This is a genomic window from Pseudomonas furukawaii (genome assembly GCF_002355475.1).
In the GTDB taxonomy this organism is placed as follows: Bacteria; Pseudomonadota; Gammaproteobacteria; order Pseudomonadales; family Pseudomonadaceae; genus Metapseudomonas; species Metapseudomonas furukawaii.
In genome coordinates this window covers 3,615,084-3,636,434 of record NZ_AP014862.1, presented here as the reverse complement: position 1 = coordinate 3,636,434, position 21,351 = coordinate 3,615,084, and the positions used below count along the sequence as shown (strand labels likewise).

Annotated in this window: 22 protein-coding genes; 13 read left to right on the top strand and 9 right to left on the bottom strand. The window is 67.0% G+C overall.

All coding sequences use genetic code 11. The features are described 5' to 3' along the window. Position 1: 1 nt before the first annotated feature. Both vapB and KF707C_RS16920 read left to right on the top strand, forming a co-directional pair. Positions 2 to 250, top strand: coding sequence for a type II toxin-antitoxin system VapB family antitoxin (gene vapB, locus KF707C_RS16925; protein ID WP_003456080.1), 249 nt, complete (start codon positions 2 to 4; stop codon positions 248 to 250). A gap of 6 nt (positions 251 to 256) precedes the next feature. Beyond that, on the top strand, positions 257 to 682 hold the full coding sequence (locus KF707C_RS16920) for a type II toxin-antitoxin system VapC family toxin (protein WP_003456079.1): 426 nt from the start codon (positions 257 to 259) through the stop codon (positions 680 to 682). Between the two features lie 21 nt (positions 683 to 703). Here KF707C_RS16920 and KF707C_RS16915 read toward each other — a convergent pair whose 3' ends face one another. Continuing rightward, positions 704 to 1,729 carry a patatin-like phospholipase family protein gene (locus tag KF707C_RS16915; protein ID WP_003456078.1) on the bottom strand — a complete coding sequence of 342 codons (1,026 nt, stop codon included), beginning with the start codon at positions 1,727 to 1,729 and terminating at the stop codon, positions 704 to 706. 185 nt (positions 1,730 to 1,914) lie between these two features. Between KF707C_RS16915 and KF707C_RS16910 the strand changes: the two genes are divergently transcribed. From KF707C_RS16910 to KF707C_RS16890, 5 genes are all read left to right on the top strand, one after another. After that, the gene (locus KF707C_RS16910) at positions 1,915 to 2,193 is read left to right on the top strand and encodes a hypothetical protein (RefSeq protein ID WP_003456076.1); all 279 of its coding nucleotides are present in this window, start codon (positions 1,915 to 1,917) and stop codon (positions 2,191 to 2,193) included. 159 nt (positions 2,194 to 2,352) lie between these two features. Further along, positions 2,353 to 3,819 carry a flavin-containing monooxygenase gene (locus KF707C_RS16905; protein WP_003456074.1) on the top strand — a complete coding sequence of 489 codons (1,467 nt, stop codon included), beginning with the start codon at positions 2,353 to 2,355 and terminating at the stop codon, positions 3,817 to 3,819. Continuing rightward, positions 3,803 to 4,747 (top strand): alpha/beta hydrolase, encoded by a 945-nt coding sequence (locus KF707C_RS16900; RefSeq protein WP_003456072.1) that lies wholly within the window; start codon positions 3,803 to 3,805, stop codon positions 4,745 to 4,747. Before KF707C_RS16905 ends, KF707C_RS16900 begins: the two co-directional genes overlap by 17 nt. A 269-nt stretch (positions 4,748 to 5,016) precedes the next feature. Then, positions 5,017 to 5,358, top strand: a complete 342-nt coding sequence (locus tag KF707C_RS16895) for a ribonuclease E inhibitor RraB (protein ID WP_003456068.1) — start codon at positions 5,017 to 5,019, stop codon at positions 5,356 to 5,358. Between the two features lie 171 nt (positions 5,359 to 5,529). Then, complete coding sequence (locus tag KF707C_RS16890; protein ID WP_003456066.1) at positions 5,530 to 6,234, top strand: type 1 glutamine amidotransferase; 705 nt, start codon at positions 5,530 to 5,532, stop codon at positions 6,232 to 6,234. A gap of 176 nt (positions 6,235 to 6,410) precedes the next feature. Here the strand turns inward: KF707C_RS16890 and KF707C_RS16885 are convergent, their stop codons facing one another. The 6 genes from KF707C_RS16885 to KF707C_RS16860 all read right to left on the bottom strand — a co-directional run bounded on the left by KF707C_RS16885 (position 6,411) and on the right by KF707C_RS16860 (position 12,783). After that, positions 6,411 to 7,835: a gamma-aminobutyraldehyde dehydrogenase gene (locus KF707C_RS16885; RefSeq protein WP_003456065.1), complete on the bottom strand. Its 1,425-nt coding sequence runs from the start codon at positions 7,833 to 7,835 to the stop codon at positions 6,411 to 6,413. Positions 7,836 to 7,905: 70 nt separating this feature from the next. Then, positions 7,906 to 8,712, bottom strand: coding sequence for an ABC transporter permease (locus KF707C_RS16880; RefSeq protein ID WP_003456064.1), 807 nt, complete (start codon positions 8,710 to 8,712; stop codon positions 7,906 to 7,908). Then, complete coding sequence (locus KF707C_RS16875) at positions 8,702 to 9,640, bottom strand: ABC transporter permease (protein WP_036993951.1); 939 nt, start codon at positions 9,638 to 9,640, stop codon at positions 8,702 to 8,704. The genes KF707C_RS16880 and KF707C_RS16875 overlap by 11 nt, the downstream gene beginning before the upstream one ends. A 3-nt stretch (positions 9,641 to 9,643) precedes the next feature. Further along, positions 9,644 to 10,654: an ABC transporter ATP-binding protein gene (locus KF707C_RS16870; RefSeq protein ID WP_003456060.1), complete on the bottom strand. Its 1,011-nt coding sequence runs from the start codon at positions 10,652 to 10,654 to the stop codon at positions 9,644 to 9,646. Positions 10,655 to 10,879: 225 nt separating this feature from the next. Then, entirely contained in the window at positions 10,880 to 12,031 is a 1,152-nt protein-coding gene (gene ydcS, locus KF707C_RS16865) for a putative ABC transporter substrate-binding protein YdcS (RefSeq protein WP_096368043.1), read from the bottom strand. 200 nt (positions 12,032 to 12,231) lie between these two features. After that, positions 12,232 to 12,783 carry a peroxiredoxin gene (locus KF707C_RS16860; RefSeq protein ID WP_004422069.1) on the bottom strand — a complete coding sequence of 184 codons (552 nt, stop codon included), beginning with the start codon at positions 12,781 to 12,783 and terminating at the stop codon, positions 12,232 to 12,234. Between the two features lie 451 nt (positions 12,784 to 13,234). On the opposite strand from KF707C_RS16860, the gene KF707C_RS16855 reads away from it, so the two are divergent. From KF707C_RS16855 to KF707C_RS16840, 4 genes are all read left to right on the top strand, one after another. Continuing rightward, on the top strand, positions 13,235 to 14,644 hold the full coding sequence (locus tag KF707C_RS16855; RefSeq protein ID WP_004422068.1) for a circularly permuted type 2 ATP-grasp protein: 1,410 nt from the start codon (positions 13,235 to 13,237) through the stop codon (positions 14,642 to 14,644). Positions 14,645 to 14,646: 2 nt separating this feature from the next. Then, positions 14,647 to 15,597, top strand: coding sequence for an alpha-E domain-containing protein (locus KF707C_RS16850; protein WP_004422065.1), 951 nt, complete (start codon positions 14,647 to 14,649; stop codon positions 15,595 to 15,597). Then, positions 15,594 to 16,391, top strand: coding sequence for a transglutaminase family protein (locus KF707C_RS16845; RefSeq protein ID WP_004422064.1), 798 nt, complete (start codon positions 15,594 to 15,596; stop codon positions 16,389 to 16,391). The genes KF707C_RS16850 and KF707C_RS16845 overlap by 4 nt, the downstream gene beginning before the upstream one ends. A 100-nt stretch (positions 16,392 to 16,491) precedes the next feature. Next, positions 16,492 to 17,223, top strand: coding sequence for a proteasome-type protease (locus tag KF707C_RS16840; RefSeq protein WP_004422062.1), 732 nt, complete (start codon positions 16,492 to 16,494; stop codon positions 17,221 to 17,223). Positions 17,224 to 17,348: 125 nt separating this feature from the next. Here the strand turns inward: KF707C_RS16840 and KF707C_RS16835 are convergent, their stop codons facing one another. Together KF707C_RS16835 and KF707C_RS16830 are read right to left on the bottom strand one after the other, a co-directional pair. Next, entirely contained in the window at positions 17,349 to 18,146 is a 798-nt protein-coding gene (locus tag KF707C_RS16835) for a cytochrome c (protein ID WP_004422060.1), read from the bottom strand. Between the two features lie 3 nt (positions 18,147 to 18,149). Beyond that, positions 18,150 to 18,506, bottom strand: a complete 357-nt coding sequence (locus KF707C_RS16830; protein WP_004422058.1) for a rhodanese-like domain-containing protein — start codon at positions 18,504 to 18,506, stop codon at positions 18,150 to 18,152. A 142-nt stretch (positions 18,507 to 18,648) separates the two neighbouring features. Between KF707C_RS16830 and KF707C_RS16825 the strand changes: the two genes are divergently transcribed. Beyond that, positions 18,649 to 19,536 (top strand): AEC family transporter, encoded by an 888-nt coding sequence (locus tag KF707C_RS16825; protein ID WP_004422057.1) that lies wholly within the window; start codon positions 18,649 to 18,651, stop codon positions 19,534 to 19,536. A 597-nt stretch (positions 19,537 to 20,133) separates the two neighbouring features. Beyond that, a complete protein-coding gene (locus KF707C_RS16820; RefSeq protein ID WP_004422055.1) occupies positions 20,134 to 21,339 on the top strand; it encodes an acetyl-CoA C-acetyltransferase in 1,206 nt (401 codons plus the stop codon). Positions 21,340 to 21,351 lie beyond the last annotated feature (12 nt).

The window sequence follows — 21,351 nt, the reverse complement described above, 5'->3', positions numbered from 1 at the left end:
CATGGCCACTATCACTGTTTCGTTGTTCCGCAATGGTCGGAATCAGGCCATTCGAATCCCCCGGGACATGGAGTTCCACGGCGTGACCGAGTTGATCGTGACCCGTGAAGGCGACACGCTGACGCTGCGGCCGTCGCGCCCCTCCTGGAGCAGCCTGGCGACGATGGAGCCCATCGAGGCGGACTTCCTGGCGGATCGTCCTGCGGTCATCGAGCCAGGCCGGGTCGACTTCTCTGAACGCGAGGATTGACCCGGGATGCCGACTGTCGTGACCTATATGCTGGATACGAATATCTGCTCGTTCATCATCCGGAAGAACCCGCCGCAGGTGTTGGAGCGTCTGCAGTGCGCTGCCGCTGCCGGCAATCGGTTGGTGATTTCGGCCATCACCTACGCCGAGCTTCGCTACGGCGCCGCCTCGCCTCGCGCGCCCAAGGCGTTGACGGCCTGGATCGATGCCCTGGTGCAGCGCCTGGACGAAATTCTGCCCTGGAACGATACGGCCGTTGAGGCCTCTGCGAACTTGATGGCCCAGTTGCTGAAGGCAGGCACGCCGATCGGCCCGAACGACACCGGAATTGCAGGGCACGCACTCTCCACCGGCTGCATTGTTGTCACCAACAACACACGGGAGTTTCTGCGTGTGCCTGGTCTTCTCGTAGAGGATTGGGCCGCTGGCTGATCTGACTTTTCGATTACTTGTTCACCGCCCCTGCTCGAACCGCTCCAGCGTGTCCCGCGCAATCTGCCGTCCCAGCTGAATCAGCTCCGGGGCCTTGTAAAACTCGAAGAAGCGGCAGACGCGCTTGGGCACGTTGATGAGGATATCCGGCGGGTAGCCGGCGATCTTGTATTGGGCGAGGGAGGTCTGCATGACCTCGAAGCTCTGGTTGACCAGGTCCAGCAGGGAGGCGGGGCCGACGTTGGCGATCACTTCCGAGCCGCTGGCGGAGCGGGGGGCGCCGTCGGTTTCCGGGGCGGCGGCGGGTTGCTGCATTTGCGGCGCCGCGTCTTCCAGCCAGGGGTTGCCGCCGGGCAGACTTTCCGGGTCGAGCAGGCCGTGGGGTTCGCCGTTGCCGCGTTTGCGGAAGGGCAGGCGTGAGCTGAGGGAGTTCATCAGCAGGTCGACGCGGCTTTTGACGGCCGGTGGCCGGTCGATCACCGGCAGCTGGTATTCCCGCTGGTTGGTGGCGTTGAGGTTGACCGCGACGATGAGGTCGCAGTGGCTCGACACCACGGGAATGATGGGCAGCGGGTTGAGCAGGCCACCGTCCACCAGCATGCGGCTGCCCTGGACGACGGGGGTGAAGAGGCTGGGAATGGCCGCCGAGGCGCGCATGGCCTGGTGCAGGCAGCCTTCCTGGAACCAGATTTCCTGCTGGTTGGTGAGGTCGGTGGCCACCGCCGTGTAGGGGATGGACAGTTCCTCGATATTGATTTCGCCGACGATGTCGCGAATGCGCCCGAAGACCTTTTCGCCGCGGATGGCGCCGAGACGGAAGCTCACGTCCAGCAGGCGCAGTACGTCGAGGTAGTCCAGGCTTTCGGTCCATTCGCGGTACTGGCGCAGCTTGCCGGCGGCGTAGATGCCACCCACCACCGCGCCCATGGAGCAGCCTGCGATGCAGGCGATTTCATACCCCCGTGCTTCGATTTCCTCGATGACGCCGATATGGGCATAGCCCCGTGCGCCCCCCGAACCCAGTACCAGTGCGACACGCTTGCTCATCCGCAGCCCCTTTTGCAGAAGCTTTGACGATACGCCTCTCGCCGGTGCCTCGCCAAGACGGCAAAGGGCCGTCCCAGGGCGTTTCGTCGTGATGCCGATCCGTCCACGAAGTTGAATCTTCCCGCTGTCGGAGCGTCTATCGAGGCACTAGACTCTGGTCATTTTCACAACGGGAGTGTTTATCGATGAAAGCCTGGATCTGCCTGCCCCTGATGGCCCTCGTTCTGGTGGGGTGCGCCGGCAAGACGGCCTACCGCAGCAGTTGCGCGTCCGAACTGGATGCCGCCTGGCAGGAGCTGGACATGGCGAAGGCCGAAGGCTTTTCCGGAGCCGTGAGCTATTCCAAGGCACTGAGCCTGCTGACCGCCGCCAAGACCGAGCAACAGTTCGAGTCCTTCGAAGGGTGCACCGACAAGGCGCAGAAAGCCCGCTTCTATATCCGCGAGTCCCGCGCCGGCCGCTGAGCCCGGGACGCAGGGGAGGTCGATCCGGGCCTTCCCCTTACCCCGATCACGAAAAGCGGTACGCCTGTCCCAAAAAAGAGCTCCCCTGGCGCGTTGGGCCATTCCCGCCCGAGGCCAGTCGATCTAGCATCTCCCGCAGCATGACGGGGGATGATAAGAATGCAGAACAGTTCCCACGGGGTCCCACTGCGGGTGCTGATCATCGGCGCCGGCTTCGGTGGCCTCGGTATGGCCATCCAGCTGCGCAAGGCCGGCATCGAGGATTTCCTGATCCTCGAGAAGGGCGACGAGATCGGCGGCACCTGGCGTGACAACGGTTACCCCGGCGCAGCCTGCGACGTGCCTTCCCACCTCTATTCCTTTTCCTTCGAGCCCAAGGCCGACTGGTCACGCAAGTTCGCGCCCCAGGCGGAGATCCTCGCCTATCTGCGGCACTGCGCCGCCAAGTACGGGCTGCGCCGGCAGATCCGCTTCGGTTGCGAGGTGGAAGGCGCGGTGTTCGACGAGGCCAGCGGCACCTGGGAGGTGCATAGCCGCGCCGGGGAGCGCTTTCGCGCTCGGGCGCTGGTGAGTGCCTGCGGCCAGCTCAATCGCCCGGCCTGGCCGACGATTCCGGGGCTGGAGACCTTCCGGGGCGAGCTGTTCCACTCGGCCCGCTGGAACCACCGGTACGACCTGGCGGGCAAGCGCGTGGCGGTGATAGGCACGGGGGCCAGCGCCATCCAGTTCGTGCCGCAGATCGCCCCGCAGGTTGCGCGGTTGACGGTGTTCCAGCGTTCGGCGCCCTACGTGATCCGCAAGCCGGACCGCGCCTACCGCAGCTGGGAGCTGGCGCTGATGCGGCGCCTGCCTGTCCTGCAGAAGGTCGACCGGCTGCTCACGTACATCCATCATGAATCGCGGGCCCTGGCGTTCACGGTGTTTCCGTCGCTGATGAGCCTGATGCGGGGGCGCTTCGAGCGGCACCTGCGACGCGGCATCGCCGACCCGGAGCTGCGCCGGCGGCTGGTGCCGGACTATCCGCTGGGCTGCAAGCGCATCCTGATTTCCAACGATTTCTACCCGGCCCTGGAGCGCCCCAATGTGGCGCTGGAGGATGGCGGCATCCGCGAGGTGACGACGGACGCGGTGATCACCCGCGATGGCCGGCGCATCGAGGTGGACGCCATCATCCTCGGCACCGGCTTCACCGCCACGGACTTCCTCGCGCCCATGACGATCCGGGGCCTCGCTGGCCGCGACCTGAACGAGGCCTGGCGGGAAGGCGCAGAGGCCTATCTGGGCATCAGCGTGACCGGCTTCCCCAATCTGTTCGTGCTCTACGGACCCAACACCAACCTGGGCCACAACTCGATCATCTACATGCTGGAAAGCCAGTTCCCCTATGTGCTGGACGGCATCCGCGCGCTCCAGGGGGTTCGCTACCTGGACCTCAAGCCCGAGGTACAGCGCCGCTTCAACCAGCGCCTGCAGCGAGAGGTGCGCCATTCCGTCTGGGAGCAGGGCTGCACCAGCTGGTACAAGACCGCCGACGGTCGCAACACCACCAACTGGCCCGGTTTCACCTTCACCTATCGCCAACTCACCCGCCGACTGGAGCTGGACCGCTATGAATGCACCCGTTGATTTCACCGCTCCCGACCCTGGCCAGCCCCTGCTGCGGGCCGTGCTGCGAGTCAGCTTGCGGCTGCTGTTCCGGGGGCTGATGCGGCCGCCGACGCCGGTGCCCTGGCAGCGTCTTTTGTTGCGCGGCCTGACCGCAAGCACCCTGGCGCCCCGTGGCCTGGCGAGGGAAACCGGGCGGCTGGGCGGCCGGCCCTGCGAGTGGCACCGGCCGCCGGAGGGCGCCGATGGGGTGCTGCTTTACCTGCACGGTGGCGCCTTCATGACCGGCTCCCCGGCGACGCACCGGGCGATCGCCGGCCACCTCGCCAAGGGCGCCGGCATCGCCGTGTGCGCGCTGGATTACCGGCTGGCCCCGGAGCATCCCTTTCCCGCCGCCCGTGACGATGCCGTGGCGGCCTACCGCGAATTGCTGGCGGCCGGCCACCCGGCCTCGCGCCTTTTCATCGGCGGTGATTCGGCCGGCGGCAACCTGGCCCTGCTCTGCGCGCTGGAGGCCCGCCGCCAGGGCTTGCCGTCGCCGGCGGGAGTGCTGTGCTTCTCGCCGGTCACCGACATGAGCGGCGAGGCATTGCACGCGCCATCGGCGGGGGACCCACTGATCAACCCGGCCTGGGTGGCCCAGGCCGCCGACCTCTATTGCCCGCCGGGCATGGATAGGCGCGATCCGGCCCTGTCGCCGCTGTTCGACGACCTGGCGGGCCTGCCGCCATTGCTGTTGCAGGTGGCGGAGGACGAAATCCTGCGGGACGACAGCCTGCGCCTGGCGGAGCGGGTGAGGGAGGCCGGTGGCTGGGTACGCCTGGAGCGGTATCCGGGACTCTGGCATGTGTTCCAGGCCCATGCCGGGGTGCTGCACGCGGCGGACCGGGCGCTGGCCAGCGTTGCCGACTTCGTCCGTCGGCAACGGGGGGCTCGGCCGGGGGGGTGAGGGCCGCTGGTCGCCGCTTTTGCGACAACTTGTCCAGGTTTTCGGCAGACCGGCAAACGGGGCGCTACCCTGCAAATTGAAGCTGCATTCTCACTCTTCGAGTGAAACAGCGGCCGGGTCCGCTCGGGACCTGGTCGGGGCGTGGCGTTGCGTCTGCACGGCGGGCCCCTGGGGGGCGGCACCGCAGGGTGTCGCGAAGCCGGATCCTCCGGTTTCCTGAATAGCGGTAGAAGCGGAACACTCATCCATCGCCTAGAGGAGGTCGTTTCATGAGCACAGCCTTCCACGATGATGTCAGTACCAATCTGTTGCGCCGCATGAAAGAGGGTGGTTTCGATTTCGCCCGGGTCCATCCGATCGAGTTCTACGCCATTTTCCCCGACGAGGACCGGGCACGAATGGCGGCGCGGAATTTTCGCGGCGAGTCCTTGAATGCCCAGGTGTCGGTCCGTGCCGATGGGGCCTGGCACCTGCAGGTGAGCAAGGTGATGTATGCCACCCACGCGGGCATCGGTGATTTCGAGCATGACCTGGAGGCCCTGGTGGTGCCCCTGGGTGGGGTGCTGGACGGCTGGGGCGTGACCCAGGAAATTCCCGCCAAGCAACCCTGAAGCCCTTGCGGTTCGCGGCGGCGCGTCCGTCGCGAACCGGGCATTCCCGTCACAGTCCCGGCTGACTTTTCCTTCCCCGCACCGGCCGTGGATTCCCTGCAAACCCCCGGATTTCCGGTACTCGACCTCGGCATGGCCTTTGCCTCAGACTCCGCCAACGGAGACGACCCCATGACCGATATCCTGATTCTCACCCACGTGGATTTCTGCCCACCCGGCCACCTGGCGACCGTCCTGGACCGCGAGCAGCGCGACTTCACCGTGCTGCGGACGGACCTGGGCGAGCTGGACGGCTATGACCTGGACCGCCCCAAGGCCGTGGCCATCATGGGTGGGCCCATGAGCGTGAACGACCCCTTGCCCTGGATCGGGGCGGAGGTCGACGCACTGAAGCACTTCATCGCCCGCGACGTGCCCCTGATCGGCCATTGCCTGGGGGGCCAACTGCTGGCCCGCGCCCTGGACGCGCCGGTCCATCGCATGCCCTACACCGAGGTCGGCTGGCAGCCGCTGGAGAAGCGCGCCCTGGCCACCGACAACCCCTGGATGGCGCATCTGCCCCGGGAGTTCTCCATTTTCCAGTGGCACGGCGACACCTTCGATCTGCCCGAGGGTGCCCAGTGGCTGATGGACAGCCCCTGGTGCCCCAACCAGGGCTTCTCCTGGGGCGACAGGGTGCTGGCCCTGCAGGGGCATCCGGAGATGACCGAGGAACTGGTGCGTGTCTGGCTCACCGACTGGGCCCACCTGCTGGACGAGACCCAGCCCAGCCAGCAGGGCATCGCGAGGATGCTCGACGACCTGCCACGCAAGGTGAGGGCGCTGAACCAGGTGGCCGAGGGCTTCTACCGGCGCTGGCTGGACCTCGCTTTCTAGGAGCGGGCTTGCCCGCGAACCGGTCCGCGCCGTTCGCCGGCAAGCCGGCTCCTACAGGGTGCGCCCTGTCGATTCGCCGTGGGAGCGGGCTTGCCCGCGAATCGATCCGCGCCATTCGCCGGCAAGCCGGCTCCTACAGGGTGCACCCTGTCGATTCGTGCCCGCGAAGGGGGCGGTCAATGCCGGATCATCACGTGCCGCACCACGGTGTAATCCTCCAGGCCGTACATGGACAGGTCCTTGCCATAGCCGGACTGCTTGAAGCCGCCGTGGGGCATTTCGTTGGTGAGCATGAAGTGGGTGTTGATCCAGGTGCAGCCGTACTGCAGGCGCGAGGCGACGGCGGCGGCGCGGCCCACGTCGCGGGTCCAGACCGATGAGGCCAGGCCATAGTCGGAGTCGTTGGCCCAGCGCACGGCCTCGTCCACCTCGCTGAAGGGCGTCACCGTCACCACCGGGCCGAAGACTTCCCGCTGCACGATCTCGTCGTCCTGTTTCGCATGGGCCACCACGGTGGGTTCGTAGAAGAAGCCGCTGCCGGCCACGGGCTTGCCGCCCGTGGCGATCTGGACATGGGGCAGGGCGCCGGCCCGTTCGACGAAGCCCGCCACGCGATCCCGCTGCGCCTGGGTGATCAGCGGGCCGAGCTCGGTTGCCGGGTCCTGTTGCAGGCCGGTCTTCAGGCTGGATACCGCGCTGGCCAGGTCGGCCACGAAGTTGTCGTAGATCTTCCGGCCGGCGTAGATGCGGCAGGCGGCGGTGCAGTCCTGCCCGGCGTTGTAGAAGCCGAAGGTGCGGATGCCGGCCACCACGTCGGCCAGGTCGGCGTCGTCGAAGACGATTACCGGTGCCTTGCCGCCCAGTTCCATGTGGGTGCGTTTCACGCTGTCGGCGGCGCTGCGGATGATGGCCTTGCCGGTGCCCACCGAGCCGGTGAGGGAGACCATGCGCACCAGCGGGTGGGACACCAGCGGACTGCCGACGCTGGGACCCCGGCCGAGGACGATGTTGGCCACGCCGGCCGGGAAGAGTTCGGCGATGAACTCCGCCAGGCGCAGGGCGGTGAGCGGCGTCTGCTCCGAGGGCTTGAGCACCACGGTATTGCCGGCGGCCAGCGCCGGGGCCAGTTTCCAGGCGGCCATCATCAGCGGGTAGTTCCAGGGCGCGATGGAGGCGATCACGCCCACCGGGTCGCGGCGGATCATGGAGGTGAAGCCCGGCAGGTATTCGCCGGCGGCGGAGCCGGTGAGGCAACGGCTGGCGCCGGCGAAGAAGCGGAACACGTCGGCCACGGCCGGGATCTCGTCATTGAGGGCGGCGGCGTAGGGCTTGCCGCAGTTGTCCGACTCCAGCCGGGCGAATTCTTCGGCGTGGGCCTCGATGCGGTCCGCCAGGCGCAGCAGCAGGGTGGCGCGGTCCCTTGGCGAAGTCCGCGCCCAGCCTTCGAAGGCGGCGTCGGCGGCGCGCACGGCGGCATCCACCTGGCTTTCTCCGGCTTCCGGGATCTGCACCAGCACGGCGCCGGTGGCAGGGTTGAGCACGTCCAAGGCCGGGCCTTCGCCGGCGACGAACTGGCCGTTGATCAGCAGTTGGGTTTGCATGGTGGGGTCCTCGGTCGAATGCCATTCGGCCCTTCTTCCATCTGGGGAAGGGGGCTCTGCGGGAGTGTTTTCATTTGCCGCCGCCCGCCACGGTCTCGGTGCCCCGCGTCAGGTAGTAGGCGCCGAGGATGGGCAGCATGGTGGCCAGCATCACCAGCAGGGCCACCACGTTGGTCACCGGCACATCGCGCGGGCGGCTGAGCTGGCTGAGCAGCCAGAGGGGCAGGGTCTGTTCATGGCCGGCGGTGAAGGTGGTCACGATGATTTCGTCGAAAGACAGCGCGAAGGCCAGCATGCCGCCCGCCAGCAGCGCCGTGGCGATGTTCGGCAGGATGATGTAGCGGAAGGTCTGCCAGCCGTCGGCGCCCAGGTCCATGGAGGCTTCGATCAGGCTCTGGGAGGTACGGCGAAAGCGCGCGATGACGTTGTTGTAGACGATCACCACGCAGAAGGTGGCGTGGCCGACGACGATGGTGAAGAAGCCCGGGTCTATGCCCAGGGTCTTGAAGGCCGAGAGCAGGGCGATGCCGGTGATGATGCCGGGCAGGGCGATGGGCAGGATCAGCATCAGGGTGATGCTCTCCTTGCCGAAGAAGCTGCGGCGGTAGAGCGCCGCCGCTGCCAGGGTGCCCAGGACCATGGCGATGGCGGTGGCCAGGCAGGCGATCTTGAGGGACAGGACGATGGCTTGCAGCACGTCCTCGCGGCCGCCCACCACGGCGAACCATTCCAGGGTGAAGCCCTTGAGCGGAAAACTGTAGGCCGATTCCTCGGTGTTGAAGGCGTAGAGCAGGATCACCAGGATCGGGAAATGCAGGAACACCAGCCCGCCCCAGGCCGCCAGGCGCAGGCCCCAGGCCGCTCGCTCAGAGTGCATCGAAGGCTCCCAGCCGGCGGGCGAGGGTGAGGTAGAGGGCGATGAGCAGGATGGGCACCAGGGTGAAGGCCGCCGCCAGGGGGATGTTGCCCACCGAGCCTTGCTGGACGTAGACCATGGTGCCGATGAACAGACCGCTGGGGCCTACCAGTTGCGGGATGATGAAGTCGCCGAGGGTCAGGCTGAAGGTGAAGATGGAGCCGGCCACGACCCCCGGGAAGGCCAGGGGCAGGATCACCTGGAAGAAGGTCTGCCGGGGGCGGGCGCCCAGGTCGGCGGAGGCTTGCAGCAGCGAGGGCGGCAGGCGCTCCAGGGACGCCTGGATCGGCAGGATCATGAAGGGCAGCCAGATGTAGGTGAACACCAGGAAGCGTCCCAGGTGCGAGGTGGACAGGGTGTTGCCGCCGATGCCGGGCAGGCCCAGCAGCAGGTTCAGCAGGCCCTCCAGGTGCAGCCTCTGGATCAGCCAGTAGAGCAGCCCGCCCTTGGCCAGGATCACGGTCCAGGCGTAGGCCTTGACGATGTAGCTGGCCCACATGGGCAGCATCACCGCGATGTAGAAGAAGGCCTTTTCGCGGGGCGAGGCGTAGCGCGCCATGTAGTAAGCGATGGGGAAGGCCAGCACCGCGCTGGCCAGGCTGACCACCACGGCCATGCTCAGGGTGCGCAGGATGATGTCGTAGTTGGCGGGGTTGAACAGGGCCTGGTAGTTGGCCAGGGTCAGGTCGGGCGTCACCGCCATGGTGAAGTCGTCGAAGGTGTAGAAGCTCTGCCAGAGCAGGGCGAAGAGCGAGCCGACGTAGACCACGCCGAACCAGAGCAGGGGCGGCGTCAGGAGCAGCAGCAGGTAGAGGGTGGAGCGCCGGTAGAGGAAGCTGGACAACCCCCTCATGGGGCCCGTCGGGCGACGGATGATGACGGCGTCCATGGGCTACTCGCTGAGGGCGACCATGGCGCTGCGGGGCCAGCAGGCCCGCACCCGCTGGCCGGGCTCGGGACGGGCGCCGTCGAGGCGCTCGCCGTTGGGCAGGCTGACCGCCAGGCGCTCGCCGCCGTCGAGGTGGACTTCGTAGCGGCTGCTGGCGCCCAGGTACTGCACGTCGTGGAGGATGCCTTCCACCTGCAATTCGTCGTCGCTCGCCGTGCCGAAGCGCAGGTGCTCCGGGCGCAGGGAGAACGCGGCGGCGTTGCCGGTGAGCTGTCGGGCCAGCTCGCCGTGGAGCACGTTGGCCGTGCCGACGAACTCGGCGACGAAGCGGGTGCGGGGCTGGCGGTAGAGGTTCTGCGGGCTGTCCACCTGCTCGATGCGGCCCTTGTTGAACACGGCCACGCGGTCGGACATGGACAGTGCCTCGCCCTGATCGTGGGTGACGAAGATGAAGGTGATGCCCAGCTGGCGCTGCAGCTTCTTCAGCTCGCTCTGCATCTGCTCCCGCAGCTTGAGGTCCAGCGCGCCCAGGGGTTCGTCCAGCAGCAGCACGCGCGGACGGTTAACCAGGGCGCGGGCCAGGGCGACCCGCTGGCGCTGGCCGCCGGACAACTGCGCCGGCTTGCGCTCGCCGTAGCCCGGCAGGGCCACCATGGCCAGGGCCTCCTCGGCGCGCTGGAGGCGCTCGGCGCGGGCGACGCCCTTCACCTTGAGGCCGTAGGCGACGTTGTCCCGCACGTTCATGTGGGGGAACAGCGCGTAGTCCTGGAACACGGTGTTCACGTCCCGCTCATAGGGCGGCAGCCCGGCGGCTTCCTCGCCGTGGATGCGGATGGAGCCGGAGGTGGGTTGCTCGAATCCGGCGATCAGGCGCAGGCAGGTGGTCTTGCCCGAGCCCGAAGGCCCGAGCATGGAGAAGAACTCGCCGTCGCGGATCTCGATGGATACCCGGTCCACGGCCTTCACATCGCCGTAGTGGCGGCAGACATCGGTGAACTGCACGGCTGTGGTCATGTGCAACTCCGCATTGGTTTCGAAGGGCGCCGGGGAGCGCGCGGCCCCCGGCTTCCCTCTCCCCCGGCCCCTCTCCCGGAGGGAGAGGGGTGACTGTTCGAGCGTTGCACCGAGCCGAGCGAGCGTCCCGAGGGCTAGGCGCCCCGCAGCGAGACGCGAGACATACCTGTTGGTAGGCGAGCGTCGAGCGAGGACGCAACGACGCCCTCGGGGCGCGCAGCCGGCTCAGCGTCCTCCCATGATTGCGATGTAGTCCTGGGTCCATCGGCTATAGGGCACGAATTTTCCGCCCTGGGCCTCCGGGGTCTTCCAGAAGGCGATCTTGTCGAACTGGTCGTAACCATTGGTGGCGCAGCCTGCGGGGCCCAGCAGTTCGCTGGCCGAGCAGCCCTGGGCCACCACCGGCAGGGAGCCGAACCAGGCGGCCAGGTCGCCCTGTACCTTGGGCTCCAGGGACCAGTTCATCCACTTGTAGGCGCAGTTGGGGTGCTTGGCGTCCACGTGCAGCATGGTGGTGTCGGCCCACCCGGTGACGCCTTCCTTCGGCACTACGGTGGCCACGGGCTGGCCCTCGGCCTTGAGGGTGTTGGCCATGTAGCCCCAGGTGCTGGCGGCGGCCACGCCTTCGTTCTTGAAGTCGCTCATCTGCACGGTCGCGTCGTGCCAGTAGCGGTGGACCAGGCTGTGCTGTTTGCGCAGCAGGTCGAGCACGGCCGCGTACTGCTCCTCGTTCAGCTGGTAAGGATCCTGGATGCCCAGTTCCGGCTTGGTGGACTTCAGGTAGAGGGCGGCGTCGGCGATGTAGATGGGGCCGTCGTAGGCCTGGACCCGCCCCTTGTTGCTCTTGCCGTCGGCCAGTTGTTGTTCCTCGAAGACCGCGGCCCAGCTGTCCGGGGCCTTGGCGAAGAGCTTGGTGTTGTACATCAGCAGGTTCGGGCCCCACTGGTAGGGCGTGCCGTAGTGCTGGCCATTCACGGTATGCCAGGGGGCGTCCTGGAGACGTTCGTCAATTGTCTTCCAGTTGGGGATCAGGGCGATGTTCACGGGTTGTACGCGCTTGCCGAAGATCAGGCGCAGCGAGGCGTCGCCGGAGGCGGTGACCAGGTCGTAACCGCCCTTGGCCATGAGGCTGACCATCTCGTCGGAGGTGGCGGCGGTCTTCACGTTGACCTTGCAGCCGGTGTCCTTCTCGAACGCGGTGACCCAGTCGTAGTTCTTGTCTGTCTCGCCCCGCTCGATGTAGCCGGGCCAGGCGATGATATCCACCTGTCCTTCACCCTCGCCCAGTTGCTTGAGGGGTTCGGCGGCCTGGGCCGAGGCGATGAGGCAGGCACAGCTGACGGCAAACGACAGAAAGGCGGGTGTGAACGAGGGCATGTTCGACTCCTGGTGTACGAAACGTGCGGAGCCGTTCGGCGGGACTGCTGGCCGTTGGCGGCGCGTCGCAGCGGGCGGTGCACTGACCGCTGGTCGCATTCAGCAGCGTAGATCGGGGGCCAGGGGCTGACAAGGAAGGGGCCTGGCAGCCGGCCTCCAGGCGCAAGGCCGGCGTTTCGCGAGTGAATGGGCTCACACACTCAGAAGTGGATAGTCGCCTCGCCCTTGTGCCAGTTGCAGGGGCAGAGTTCCTCGGTGAGCAGGGCGTCCAGCAGGCGCAGGGTTTCCTGGGGGTTGCGACCGACGGAGAGGTCGTTCACCGAGACGTGGCGGATCACATTGCGCGTATCGATGATGAAGGTGGCGCGCAGGGCCACGCCCTCCTGGCGGTCGATGATGCCTAGCGCGCCGGCCAGTTCGTGCTTGATATCCGCCAGCCAGGGAAAGCTCTGGCCCTTGAGTTCCTGATGGTTGCGGCGCCAGGCCAGGTGGGCGAATTCGCTGTCGGTGGAGGCGCCGATCAGCTGGGTGTTGCGGTCGCTGAGCTGCTCCAGCAGCTCGCCGTAGGCCTTGATCTCCGTCGGGCAGACGAAGGTGAAGTCCTTCGGCCAGAAGAACAGCACCTTCCATTTTCCGGGAAAGCTGTCCTGGTTCAGCCGCTTGAACGCGGTCTCGGGGCTTGGGGCGTGTTCCGAATCCTGGTCCACGGCCAGCAGGTCGAACGCTGGCAGTCGGTCTCCAACGGTCAGCATGGCATTCCTCCGATGGCAGGGTGCGGAGGCACTGGGTTGGGCAAGTATGGAAGGCGTTCGGCACCTTGGAAATACGCCCTGGCTATCCGGCCGATAGTGGCGACCCATGGCGCGTGGATGCCGTTCGTCTCCCATAGGCCATCTGGTTATAGGGCGAATTCCAAATCGCAACATATGCATAGAACAATCGGGCCCAAGGGGCCTTGTGTCGCGGGTCTAGACTGAATCTTCCCGGCTTGCCGGTGCGAAAGGGGGAACGCTTCGCCACCGTGCGCCCTCGAACCCAGTACCGCCGCCAAACGGGGCGACGCCAGGCCATCGGTCCGCCAGGCTGCACCATTTGGGGGCGCGATCGTCGAGGTCGTCATGCAAGTGGCTGAAAGATAAGGAGTTGTTCCGATGGCACGGCGCTTGCGACGGTGTGATCGCCCGTGGAGACAAGGAGTTAGGCATGTCCCGCATTTTTTATGACGAGATGTATGACGCGAGTGGCGAATGCCGACCGCACTACCGGGAATTCGCGCGCTGGCTGGCGGACACGCCCCAGGAACTGCTGGCTCAGCGGCGACGAGAGGCCGACCTGCTGTTCCACCGCGCCGGTATCACCTTCACCGTCTATGGCGATGACCAGGGGACCGAGCGACTGATTCCCTTCGACACCATTCCCCGTGCCATTCCCATGAGCGAGTGGCGGGTGGTGGAGAAGGGCTGCATCCAGCGCGTGAAGGCGCTGAACATGTTTCTCGCCGACCTCTACCACAACCAGCGCATCATCAAGGCCGGGATCATCCCCGCCGAGCAGGTGCTGGCAAATGAGGGCTACCAGATCGCCATGCAGGGCCTGGACCTGCACCGTGACATCTACGCCCACATCGCGGGGGTGGACCTGGTTCGCGACGGCGATGGCACCTACTACGTGCTGGAGGACAACCTGCGCACGCCCAGCGGCGTGAGCTACATGCTGGAAGACCGCAAGATGATGATGCGGTTGTTCCCCGAGCTGTTCGCCGCCCAGCGCGTCGCCCCCATCGACCATTACCCGAACCTGTTGCTGGATACCCTCAAGACCTCCAGCCCGCTGGACAATCCCGCCGTGGTGGTGCTCACCCCGGGCCGCTTCAACAGCGCCTACTTCGAGCACGCCTTCCTCGCCCGGGAGATGGGGGTGGAACTGGTGGAGGGGGCCGACCTCTTCGTTCGCGACGACCGGGTATTCATGCGCACCACCTCGGGCCCGCAGCCGGTGGATGTGATCTACCGGCGCCTGGACGACGCCTTCCTCGATCCCCTGGCGTTCAACCCGGAGTCCATGCTCGGCGTGCCCGGCCTGCTGGCCGCCTACCGCGCCGGCAATGTGGTGCTGGCCAACGCCATCGGCACCGGCGTGGCGGACGACAAGTCCATCTACCCCTATGTCGGCGACATGATCCGCTTCTACCTGGACGAGGAACCCATCCTGAAGAACGTGCCCACCTGGCAGTGCCGCAAGCCGCAGGACCTGTCCCATGTGCTGGCCCACCTGCCCGAGCTGGTGGTCAAGGAAACCCAGGGCTCCGGCGGCTACGGCATGCTGGTGGGACCGGCCGCCAGCGCAAAGGAGATCGAGGCCTTCCGCGAGCGCCTCAAGGCCCGCCCGGAGGCCTATATCGCCCAGCCGACCCTGTGCCTGTCCACCTGCCCGACCTTCGTCGAGCAGGGCATCGCCCCACGCCACATCGACCTGCGGCCCTTCGTGCTCTCCGGCCGTGAAACCCGACTGGTGCCCGGTGGACTGACCCGCGTGGCGCTGCGCGAGGGCTCCCTGGTGGTGAACTCGTCCCAGGGCGGCGGTACCAAGGACACCTGGGTGGTGGAGGACTGACCATGCTTTCGAGAACAGCCTCCGAGCTCTACTGGATGTCCCGCTACCTGGAGCGCGCGGAAAACCTCGCGCGCATGCTGGACGTCAGCTACTCCCTGTCGCTGATGCCCCAGGACGGCCGTGGCGATGGCCTGGAAGAGCTGGCCATGCCGCTGCTGATCACCGGCACCCTGGACGCCTACCTGGAGCGCCACGGCCAACTGCACGCCGAGCGCATGCTGCATTTCTTCGCCCTGGACGCGGAGAACCCCGCCAGCATCTACAGCTGCCTGCAGGCCGCCCGCACCAACGCCCATGCCGTGCGCGGCCGCATCACCGCCGATATCTGGGAGAACATCAACGCCACCTGGCTGGAGATGCGCAGCATCGCCAACGAAGGGCTTGGCCGCTACGGCATCAGTCGCTTCTGCGAATGGGTGAAGGAGCGGTCCCACCTGTTCCGCGGCGCCACCTACGGCACCATCATGCGCGGCGAGGCCTACCGCTTCATCCGCCTGGGCACCTTCATCGAGCGCGCCGACAACACCCTGCGCCTGCTGGACGCCCGCTACGAAATGCTCGGCGAGGAAGCCGAGGAGGTGAGCGACACCTCGGCGCGCGGCTTCTACCAGTGGAGCGCCTTGCTCCGCGCGTTGTCCTCCTTCGAGGCCTACACCGAGGTCTATCGGGGCTCCCCGGGCACCCGCCAGGTGTCCGAGCTGCTCCTGTTGCGGGCCGACGTACCCCGTTCCCTGCGTGCCTGCATGGAAGAACTCGACCACATACTCGCCAGCCTGCCCGGGGACAACGGCCGCCCCGCCCAGCGACTGGCCGCCGAGCTGGACGCCCGGCTGAGGTACACCGCCATCGACGAGATCCTTGCCGAAGGCCTGCACACCTGGCTCACCGACTTCATCCTGATGGTCCGCCAACTCGCCCGGGCCATCCACAGCTCGTACCTGGAGGCTGTATGAAACTCTCCATTCGCCACGACACCACCTACCGCTACGACGACAAGGTCCGCGCCAGCATCCAGTACCTGCGCCTGACGCCCCAGGAGAGCGAACGCCAGCACGTGCTCAGCTGGCAACTCACCCTGCCGCGCCCGGTGCGCGCGCAGATAGATCCCTTCGGCAACGTCTTCCACGTCCTGACCCTGGACGAGCCCCACGACGCCATCGTCATCAGTGCCCGTGGCCAGGTGGAGATCGACGAGCGACAGGAGGCCGAGCACGACAAGCACTCGGCCTTTCCTTTCCTGCGCTTCACCCGCCTGACCACCGCCGACGACGCCCTGCGCGAGTTCGCTGCCCGCCAGTGCGGCACCCGCCGCGACCGCAGCGGGCTGATCGACCTGATGCAGGCGCTGCATGAGCAGATGCCCTTCAAGAAGGGCGTGACAGGCCTGGACAGCACCGCCGCCGAGGCCTTCGCCGGCCGCGCCGGGGTCTGCCAGGACCACACCCACGCCTTCCTCGCCTGCGCCCGCAGCCTGGGAGTGCCGGCGCGTTTCGTCTCCGGCTACCTGTACCAGGGCAACGAACAGAACCTGGCCAGCCATGCCTGGGCCGAGGCCTGGATCGGCGACGCCTGGTACAGCTTCGACGTGACCAACAACCTGGCGCGCCCGGAGCGTCACCTGAAGCTGGCCGTGGGACTGGACTACCTGGACGCCTGCCCGGTGCGCGGCATGCGCCGAGGCGGTGGCGGCGAGCAGATGCATGCCAAGGTGGATGCGCCGCCGCTGCTCCTGGTGCAGGAGCAATAAGGACACCTGCACCCTGCGTCGCCGGCCGCTGCTTGCTGCCAGCCCCTCGGGGCCGGCGGCCGGATCTCCGACGCAGGGCGCATCGACAAGGAGAACCCCCATGACCTACTGCGTCGCCATGCACCTGGCCGATGGCCTGGTGTTCGTGTCCGATTCCCGCACCAATGCCGGCATCGACCATATCGCCACCTTCCGCAAGCTCTACAGCTTCGGTATCAGTGGCGAGCGCCTGATCGTGCTGCAGAGCGCGGGCAACCTGGCCACCTCGCAATCGGTGGTGAACCTGCTCAAGCAACGGCTGGACGGCCCGGGGCCGAACCTGCACAACGTGCCGACGCTCTACGACGCCACGGCCCTGGTGGCGGAAACCATCCGCGAGGTGATCGCCCGGGATGGCGCGCCCCTGGCGGGCAACACCGACCTGACCTGTTCCTTCCTGGTGGGCGGGCAGATCGCCGGCACCCCGCCGGACCTCTACAGCATCTATCCCCAGGGCAACTTCATCCAGGCCACCGAGGACACGCCTTTCCTGCAACTGGGGGAGAGCAAGTACGGCAAGCCGATCCTGGACCGCAACCTGGAGTACGAAACCAGCCTGGAAGAAGGACTGCGCTGCGCCCTGGTGTCCTTCGATTCCACCATCCGCAGCAACCTCTCCGTGGGCATGCCGCTGGACCTGCTGGTCTATCACCGCGACAGCCTGATCCTGCCCGTCGGCTACCGCGTCACCGAGGATGACCGCTACTTCGCCGACATCCGCCGCCAGTGGGCCGCCGGGCTGCGGGAGCTGATCGACCAGCTGCCGCCGCCGCCAGTGGAATACAACGTCTGAAGGACCAAGGGGCTGGCATTCGATGGGTTTCGATTCGCTCTACCCATCCTGCGATGTGATTCGTGGCGCCCCGTGGATGGTTTGAGCCTGCGAAGCCCATGCGGTCGTCTTTCGCAGGCTCCGATTCAGGGCGCGACCTTGCGCCCCGCCATATGCCGCAGGTAGCCGATCAGCTGCCCCAGTTCTTCATCCGTGATCGCTTCCCTGGAAAAGCCCGGCATCTTGCCCTGGGGCCAGCGGCGCAGGCTTTGCGGGTCGCGGATGTAGCGGGGCAGGAAGTCGCCCGCCAGGTACTCGGTGGGGTTGTGGGGGATGTTCAGGTCCGGGCCGAACTGGGCATCGCCGGCGCCGTTGAGGCGATGGCAGGCCAGGCAGTGCTTCTGGAACTGGGCGAAGCCGGCCTGCACCTCGGCGTCGGCTTCGGCGGCCGGGAGCAGGGCGGGGAAGCGCTCCGCCACCGCCGGCAGATAGCGGATTCGCGCCACCTGATAGGGCCATTGCTCAGGGCCAATCCGGGCCGCGCTGGGTTCGGTCCAGACCAGGTAGAAGGGGCCGGCGCTGGGCTTGCCCTGGCCTAGGGGCGGCCAGGGTTGCTTGGGGTCCTCGATGGCCAGCCAGGCGCGGGCGCCCTGTGTTGACAACAGCGGGGCGGCGGGCAGTTCGGCGGCGAAACCGTCCAGGGCCACGGCCTGCAGGTGCTGGTCCGCCTTCACGCCTTCCAGCAAGGCCGCCAGCGGCACGGCGCGGTAGTGCATGGTCGTCTTGTAGGTGACATCGCCCTGGATGGTGACGTCCCGCGCCTGGGGATGGGCGAGCAGGGTCGTCGCCTCCCAGGTGCGGGTGCCTCCCGGCAGTTCCAGGGTCAGCTCGGCGGCATGGAGCGGGGTGAAGCAGAACAGCAGGGCGAATAGCGCGTTGCGCATCGATCATTCCTTTTCGAGGGCGTCTTTCAGGTCCTGGTAGCCGCCGCCGTTGACGACGCGCGTGTAGCCCAGCGCCTCGAGGCTGTCCTGGGCGATGCTGGCGCGGCGACCGCTGCGGCAGTAGAGCACTATGGGCGTGTCCTTGTCCGGGGCGACCTCGGCGATGCGGCCCGCGATGGCCTCGTAGCCGATGAAGCGGGCGCCGGGCAAGGCGCCTTCGGCGATTTCCTCGGGGGTTCGTACGTCGATGAGGACGGCATTGGGCTGATGCAGGGTCTGGAGGGCGGAGGCCTGGTCGGTTTCGCCGGCGCTGGCCGACAGGGCGAGGGTCAAGGCGAGGGTGGCAACGAGGGTTCTCATGATGGCGGCTCCCTAGGAGGCTGTTCTGGCACGCTAGCACAATTGCCCCGCAGCGGCGCGAGCCGTTAGGATCGCGGGTTTCCGCTAACCCACGCGGGTTCCGGAGTCGCCAGTGGCTCCGGCTGCCTGTCAAGGAGAGGTCATGCTGGCCGAGTTGTTCGCCGTCATGGCGCCGGTGCTGATTGCCGCCGGCATCGGCTATGGCTGGGCCCGTTCAGGGCAGTCCTACCCCACCGAGTTCATTGCCCGGCTGGTGCTCAATATCGGCACCCCATGCCTGGTGCTGTCCACCCTTGCCCGCACCGAGATCGATCGCCACGCCTTCGGCCAACTGGCCATCGCCTGCCTGCTGGTGATGCTCGGCATGGGCCTGATCGGCACCCTGTTGAGCCGGGCGTTCCGCCAGGACTGGCGCATCCTGGTGCCCGCCTACCTCTTTCCAAACTCCGGCAACATGGGCCTGCCCATCGCCCTCTATGCCTTCGGCGAGAAGGGGCTGGCCCTGGCGGTGGCCTTCTTCCTGGTGCTCTCGGTAGGGCATTTCAGCCTGGGGCTGGCGCTGTCCGGTACCGAGCGCTCGCCGAAGAAGCTCCTGGCCAACCCCATCATCATCAGCCTGGCCCTGGCGGTGCCGCTGGTGGTCTGGGATCTCGAACTGCCGCGCTGGCTCGCGAACACCATCGGCCTGCTGGGCGGGATGACCATCCCGCTCATGCTGCTGACCCTTGGCGTATCCCTGGCCAGCATCCGCGTGCATCACCTCGGTAGCGGCATGATCCTGGGCGCGCTGCGCATCCTCTGCGGCGCGGCGTTGGGCTGGGCGGTAGGCTGGGGGCTCGGGCTCTCGGCCCTGGCCCAGGCGGTGCTGGTGATGCAGGCGTCGATGCCGGTGGCGGTGTTCAACTACCTGTTCGCGGTACGCGCCGGACGTTCGCCGGAAGCCGTGGCGAGCCTGGTGATGTGCTCGACGCTGCTGTCGTTCGCGCTGATTCCATTGCTGCTGGCCTGGTGGCTGCCCGCGCTGCGTTGACCGCCCGGGGGGCGGTGCGCAGCACAGGAGAACCAGCGGTGAAAATGACGATCAGCCGACCAGGCGGCTCAGGTTGGGAAGGATGAGAATCACTGTGGTGGCAAAGACGATCAGGCTCGCCTGCCGCATTTTCGGCTGCTTGAACATGGCCAACTGCCTTTGTTGTTGTTGGAGGCGCGTTGGTCGAGGCTCCCTACGGCCGGCCCCGTCCCTCGTCGTTCTCCGTGGCTTGGAATGACACACTCCGTTCCGGCAAACCCCGGCAACGGCTTCATACCTTTCAAACTCTAGGGCTGGGATCACAGTTCGCTTATATCGCTTGGTAACTAGCAGCCGATGCCTAGGAATCCTTGGCTATTGGGTGGGCGTCCGGCGCCCTGAGCGACCCCGAGGCCAGACAGCTCCGTTTCACCTTCGCAGGCAACTGGCCATCAACCGACCGTTCGTCTGAGCGCAGCGGTCAATGGGGCTGAGCGGATCCGTCATTGAGCCTCGGGTCCGCAGCGATAAGGTAAAGCGAGCCTGCCGGGATACCGGCGGCCCACGCACAGGAACAACAGGCACAGCCGTTGCCATCCGCTGCCCCAAGAGGACGCCATGAGCGAAGCATTCATTTTCGACGCGGTGCGCACGCCCCGCGGCAAAGGCAAGAAGGACGGCGCTCTGCACAGCGTCAAGCCGGTCAACCTCATCGCCGGGCTGCTCCGCGCCCTGGCCGAGCGCAACCGGCTGGACACCAGCCAGGTGGACGACATCGTCCTCGGCTGCGTGACCCCGGTGGGCGACCAGGGCGCCGACATCGCCAAGACCGCCGCGCTGGTGGCCGACTGGGACGAGGCCGTCTCCGGCCAGCAGATCAACCGCTTCTGCGCCTCGGGCCTGGAGGCGGTGAACCTCGCCGCGATGAAGGTGCGTTCCGGTTTCGAGGACCTGGTGGTGGCCGGTGGCGTGGAGTCCATGTCGCGTGTGCCCATGGGCTCGGACGGCGGCGCCTGGGCGATGGACCCGGAAACCAACCTGCACACCAGCTTCGTGCCCCAGGGCATCGGCGCCGACCTGATCGCCACTCTGGAGGGCTTCAGCCGCCAGGAGGTCGACGCCTTCGCCCTGCGCTCCCAGCAGAAGGCCGCCCGCGCCCGCGCCGACGGCTCGTTCGAGAAGTCCCTGGTGCCGGTCACCGACCAGAACGGCATCGTGCTGCTGGACCATGACGAATTCATCCGCGCCGACTCCACCGCCGAAGGCCTGGCCGCCCTCAAGCCCAGCTTCGAGATGATGGGCCAGATGGGCTTCGACGCCACCGCCCTGCGCAAGTACAGCTGCGTGGAGCGTATCGAGCATGTGCACACGCCGGGCAACAGCTCCGGCATCGTCGACGGCGCCGCCGCCATGCTCATCGGCTCCGCCGCCAAGGGCGAGGAACTGGGCCTCAAGCCCCGCGCGCGCATCGTCGCCACCGCCGTGACCGGCACCGACCCGACCATCATGCTCACCGGCCCGGCACCGGCCACCCGCAAGGCCCTGGCCAAGGCCGGCCTGTCGGTGGAGGACATCGACCTGTTCGAGGTCAACGAAGCCTTCGCCTCGGTGGTGATGAAGTTCATGAAGGACATGGGCGTCCCTGAAGAGAAGGTCAACGTCAACGGCGGCTCCATCGCCATGGGCCATCCCCTGGGCGCCACCGGCTGCGCCATCCTCGGCACCCTGCTGGACGAGCTGGAGAAGCGCCAGCTGCGCTACGGCCTGGCCACCCTTTGCGTGGGCGGCGGCATGGGTATCGCCACAATTATTGAGCGGGTTTGAGGCCGGAGAACA

Excerpts from the sequence above, each read along its gene's own strand:
- vapB (WP_003456080.1), top strand. The coding sequence starts at position 2 with ATGGCCACTATCACTGTTTCGTTGTTCCGCAATGGTCGGAATCAGGCC.
- KF707C_RS16920 (WP_003456079.1), top strand. The coding sequence starts at position 257 with ATGCCGACTGTCGTGACCTATATGCTGGATACGAATATCTGCTCGTTC.
- KF707C_RS16915 (WP_003456078.1), bottom strand. The coding sequence starts at position 1,729 with ATGAGCAAGCGTGTCGCACTGGTACTGGGTTCGGGGGGCGCACGGGGC.
- KF707C_RS16910 (WP_003456076.1), top strand. The coding sequence starts at position 1,915 with ATGAAAGCCTGGATCTGCCTGCCCCTGATGGCCCTCGTTCTGGTGGGG.
- KF707C_RS16905 (WP_003456074.1), top strand. The coding sequence starts at position 2,353 with ATGCAGAACAGTTCCCACGGGGTCCCACTGCGGGTGCTGATCATCGGC.
- KF707C_RS16900 (WP_003456072.1), top strand. The coding sequence starts at position 3,803 with ATGAATGCACCCGTTGATTTCACCGCTCCCGACCCTGGCCAGCCCCTG.
- KF707C_RS16895 (WP_003456068.1), top strand. The coding sequence starts at position 5,017 with ATGAGCACAGCCTTCCACGATGATGTCAGTACCAATCTGTTGCGCCGC.
- KF707C_RS16890 (WP_003456066.1), top strand. The coding sequence starts at position 5,530 with ATGACCGATATCCTGATTCTCACCCACGTGGATTTCTGCCCACCCGGC.
- KF707C_RS16885 (WP_003456065.1), bottom strand. The coding sequence starts at position 7,835 with ATGCAAACCCAACTGCTGATCAACGGCCAGTTCGTCGCCGGCGAAGGC.
- KF707C_RS16880 (WP_003456064.1), bottom strand. The coding sequence starts at position 8,712 with ATGCACTCTGAGCGAGCGGCCTGGGGCCTGCGCCTGGCGGCCTGGGGC.
- KF707C_RS16875 (WP_036993951.1), bottom strand. The coding sequence starts at position 9,640 with ATGGACGCCGTCATCATCCGTCGCCCGACGGGCCCCATGAGGGGGTTG.
- KF707C_RS16870 (WP_003456060.1), bottom strand. The coding sequence starts at position 10,654 with ATGACCACAGCCGTGCAGTTCACCGATGTCTGCCGCCACTACGGCGAT.
- ydcS (WP_096368043.1), bottom strand. The coding sequence starts at position 12,031 with ATGCCCTCGTTCACACCCGCCTTTCTGTCGTTTGCCGTCAGCTGTGCC.
- KF707C_RS16860 (WP_004422069.1), bottom strand. The coding sequence starts at position 12,783 with ATGCTGACCGTTGGAGACCGACTGCCAGCGTTCGACCTGCTGGCCGTG.
- KF707C_RS16855 (WP_004422068.1), top strand. The coding sequence starts at position 13,235 with ATGTCCCGCATTTTTTATGACGAGATGTATGACGCGAGTGGCGAATGC.
- KF707C_RS16850 (WP_004422065.1), top strand. The coding sequence starts at position 14,647 with ATGCTTTCGAGAACAGCCTCCGAGCTCTACTGGATGTCCCGCTACCTG.
- KF707C_RS16845 (WP_004422064.1), top strand. The coding sequence starts at position 15,594 with ATGAAACTCTCCATTCGCCACGACACCACCTACCGCTACGACGACAAG.
- KF707C_RS16840 (WP_004422062.1), top strand. The coding sequence starts at position 16,492 with ATGACCTACTGCGTCGCCATGCACCTGGCCGATGGCCTGGTGTTCGTG.
- KF707C_RS16835 (WP_004422060.1), bottom strand. The coding sequence starts at position 18,146 with ATGCGCAACGCGCTATTCGCCCTGCTGTTCTGCTTCACCCCGCTCCAT.
- KF707C_RS16830 (WP_004422058.1), bottom strand. The coding sequence starts at position 18,506 with ATGAGAACCCTCGTTGCCACCCTCGCCTTGACCCTCGCCCTGTCGGCC.
- KF707C_RS16825 (WP_004422057.1), top strand. The coding sequence starts at position 18,649 with ATGCTGGCCGAGTTGTTCGCCGTCATGGCGCCGGTGCTGATTGCCGCC.
- KF707C_RS16820 (WP_004422055.1), top strand. The coding sequence starts at position 20,134 with ATGAGCGAAGCATTCATTTTCGACGCGGTGCGCACGCCCCGCGGCAAA.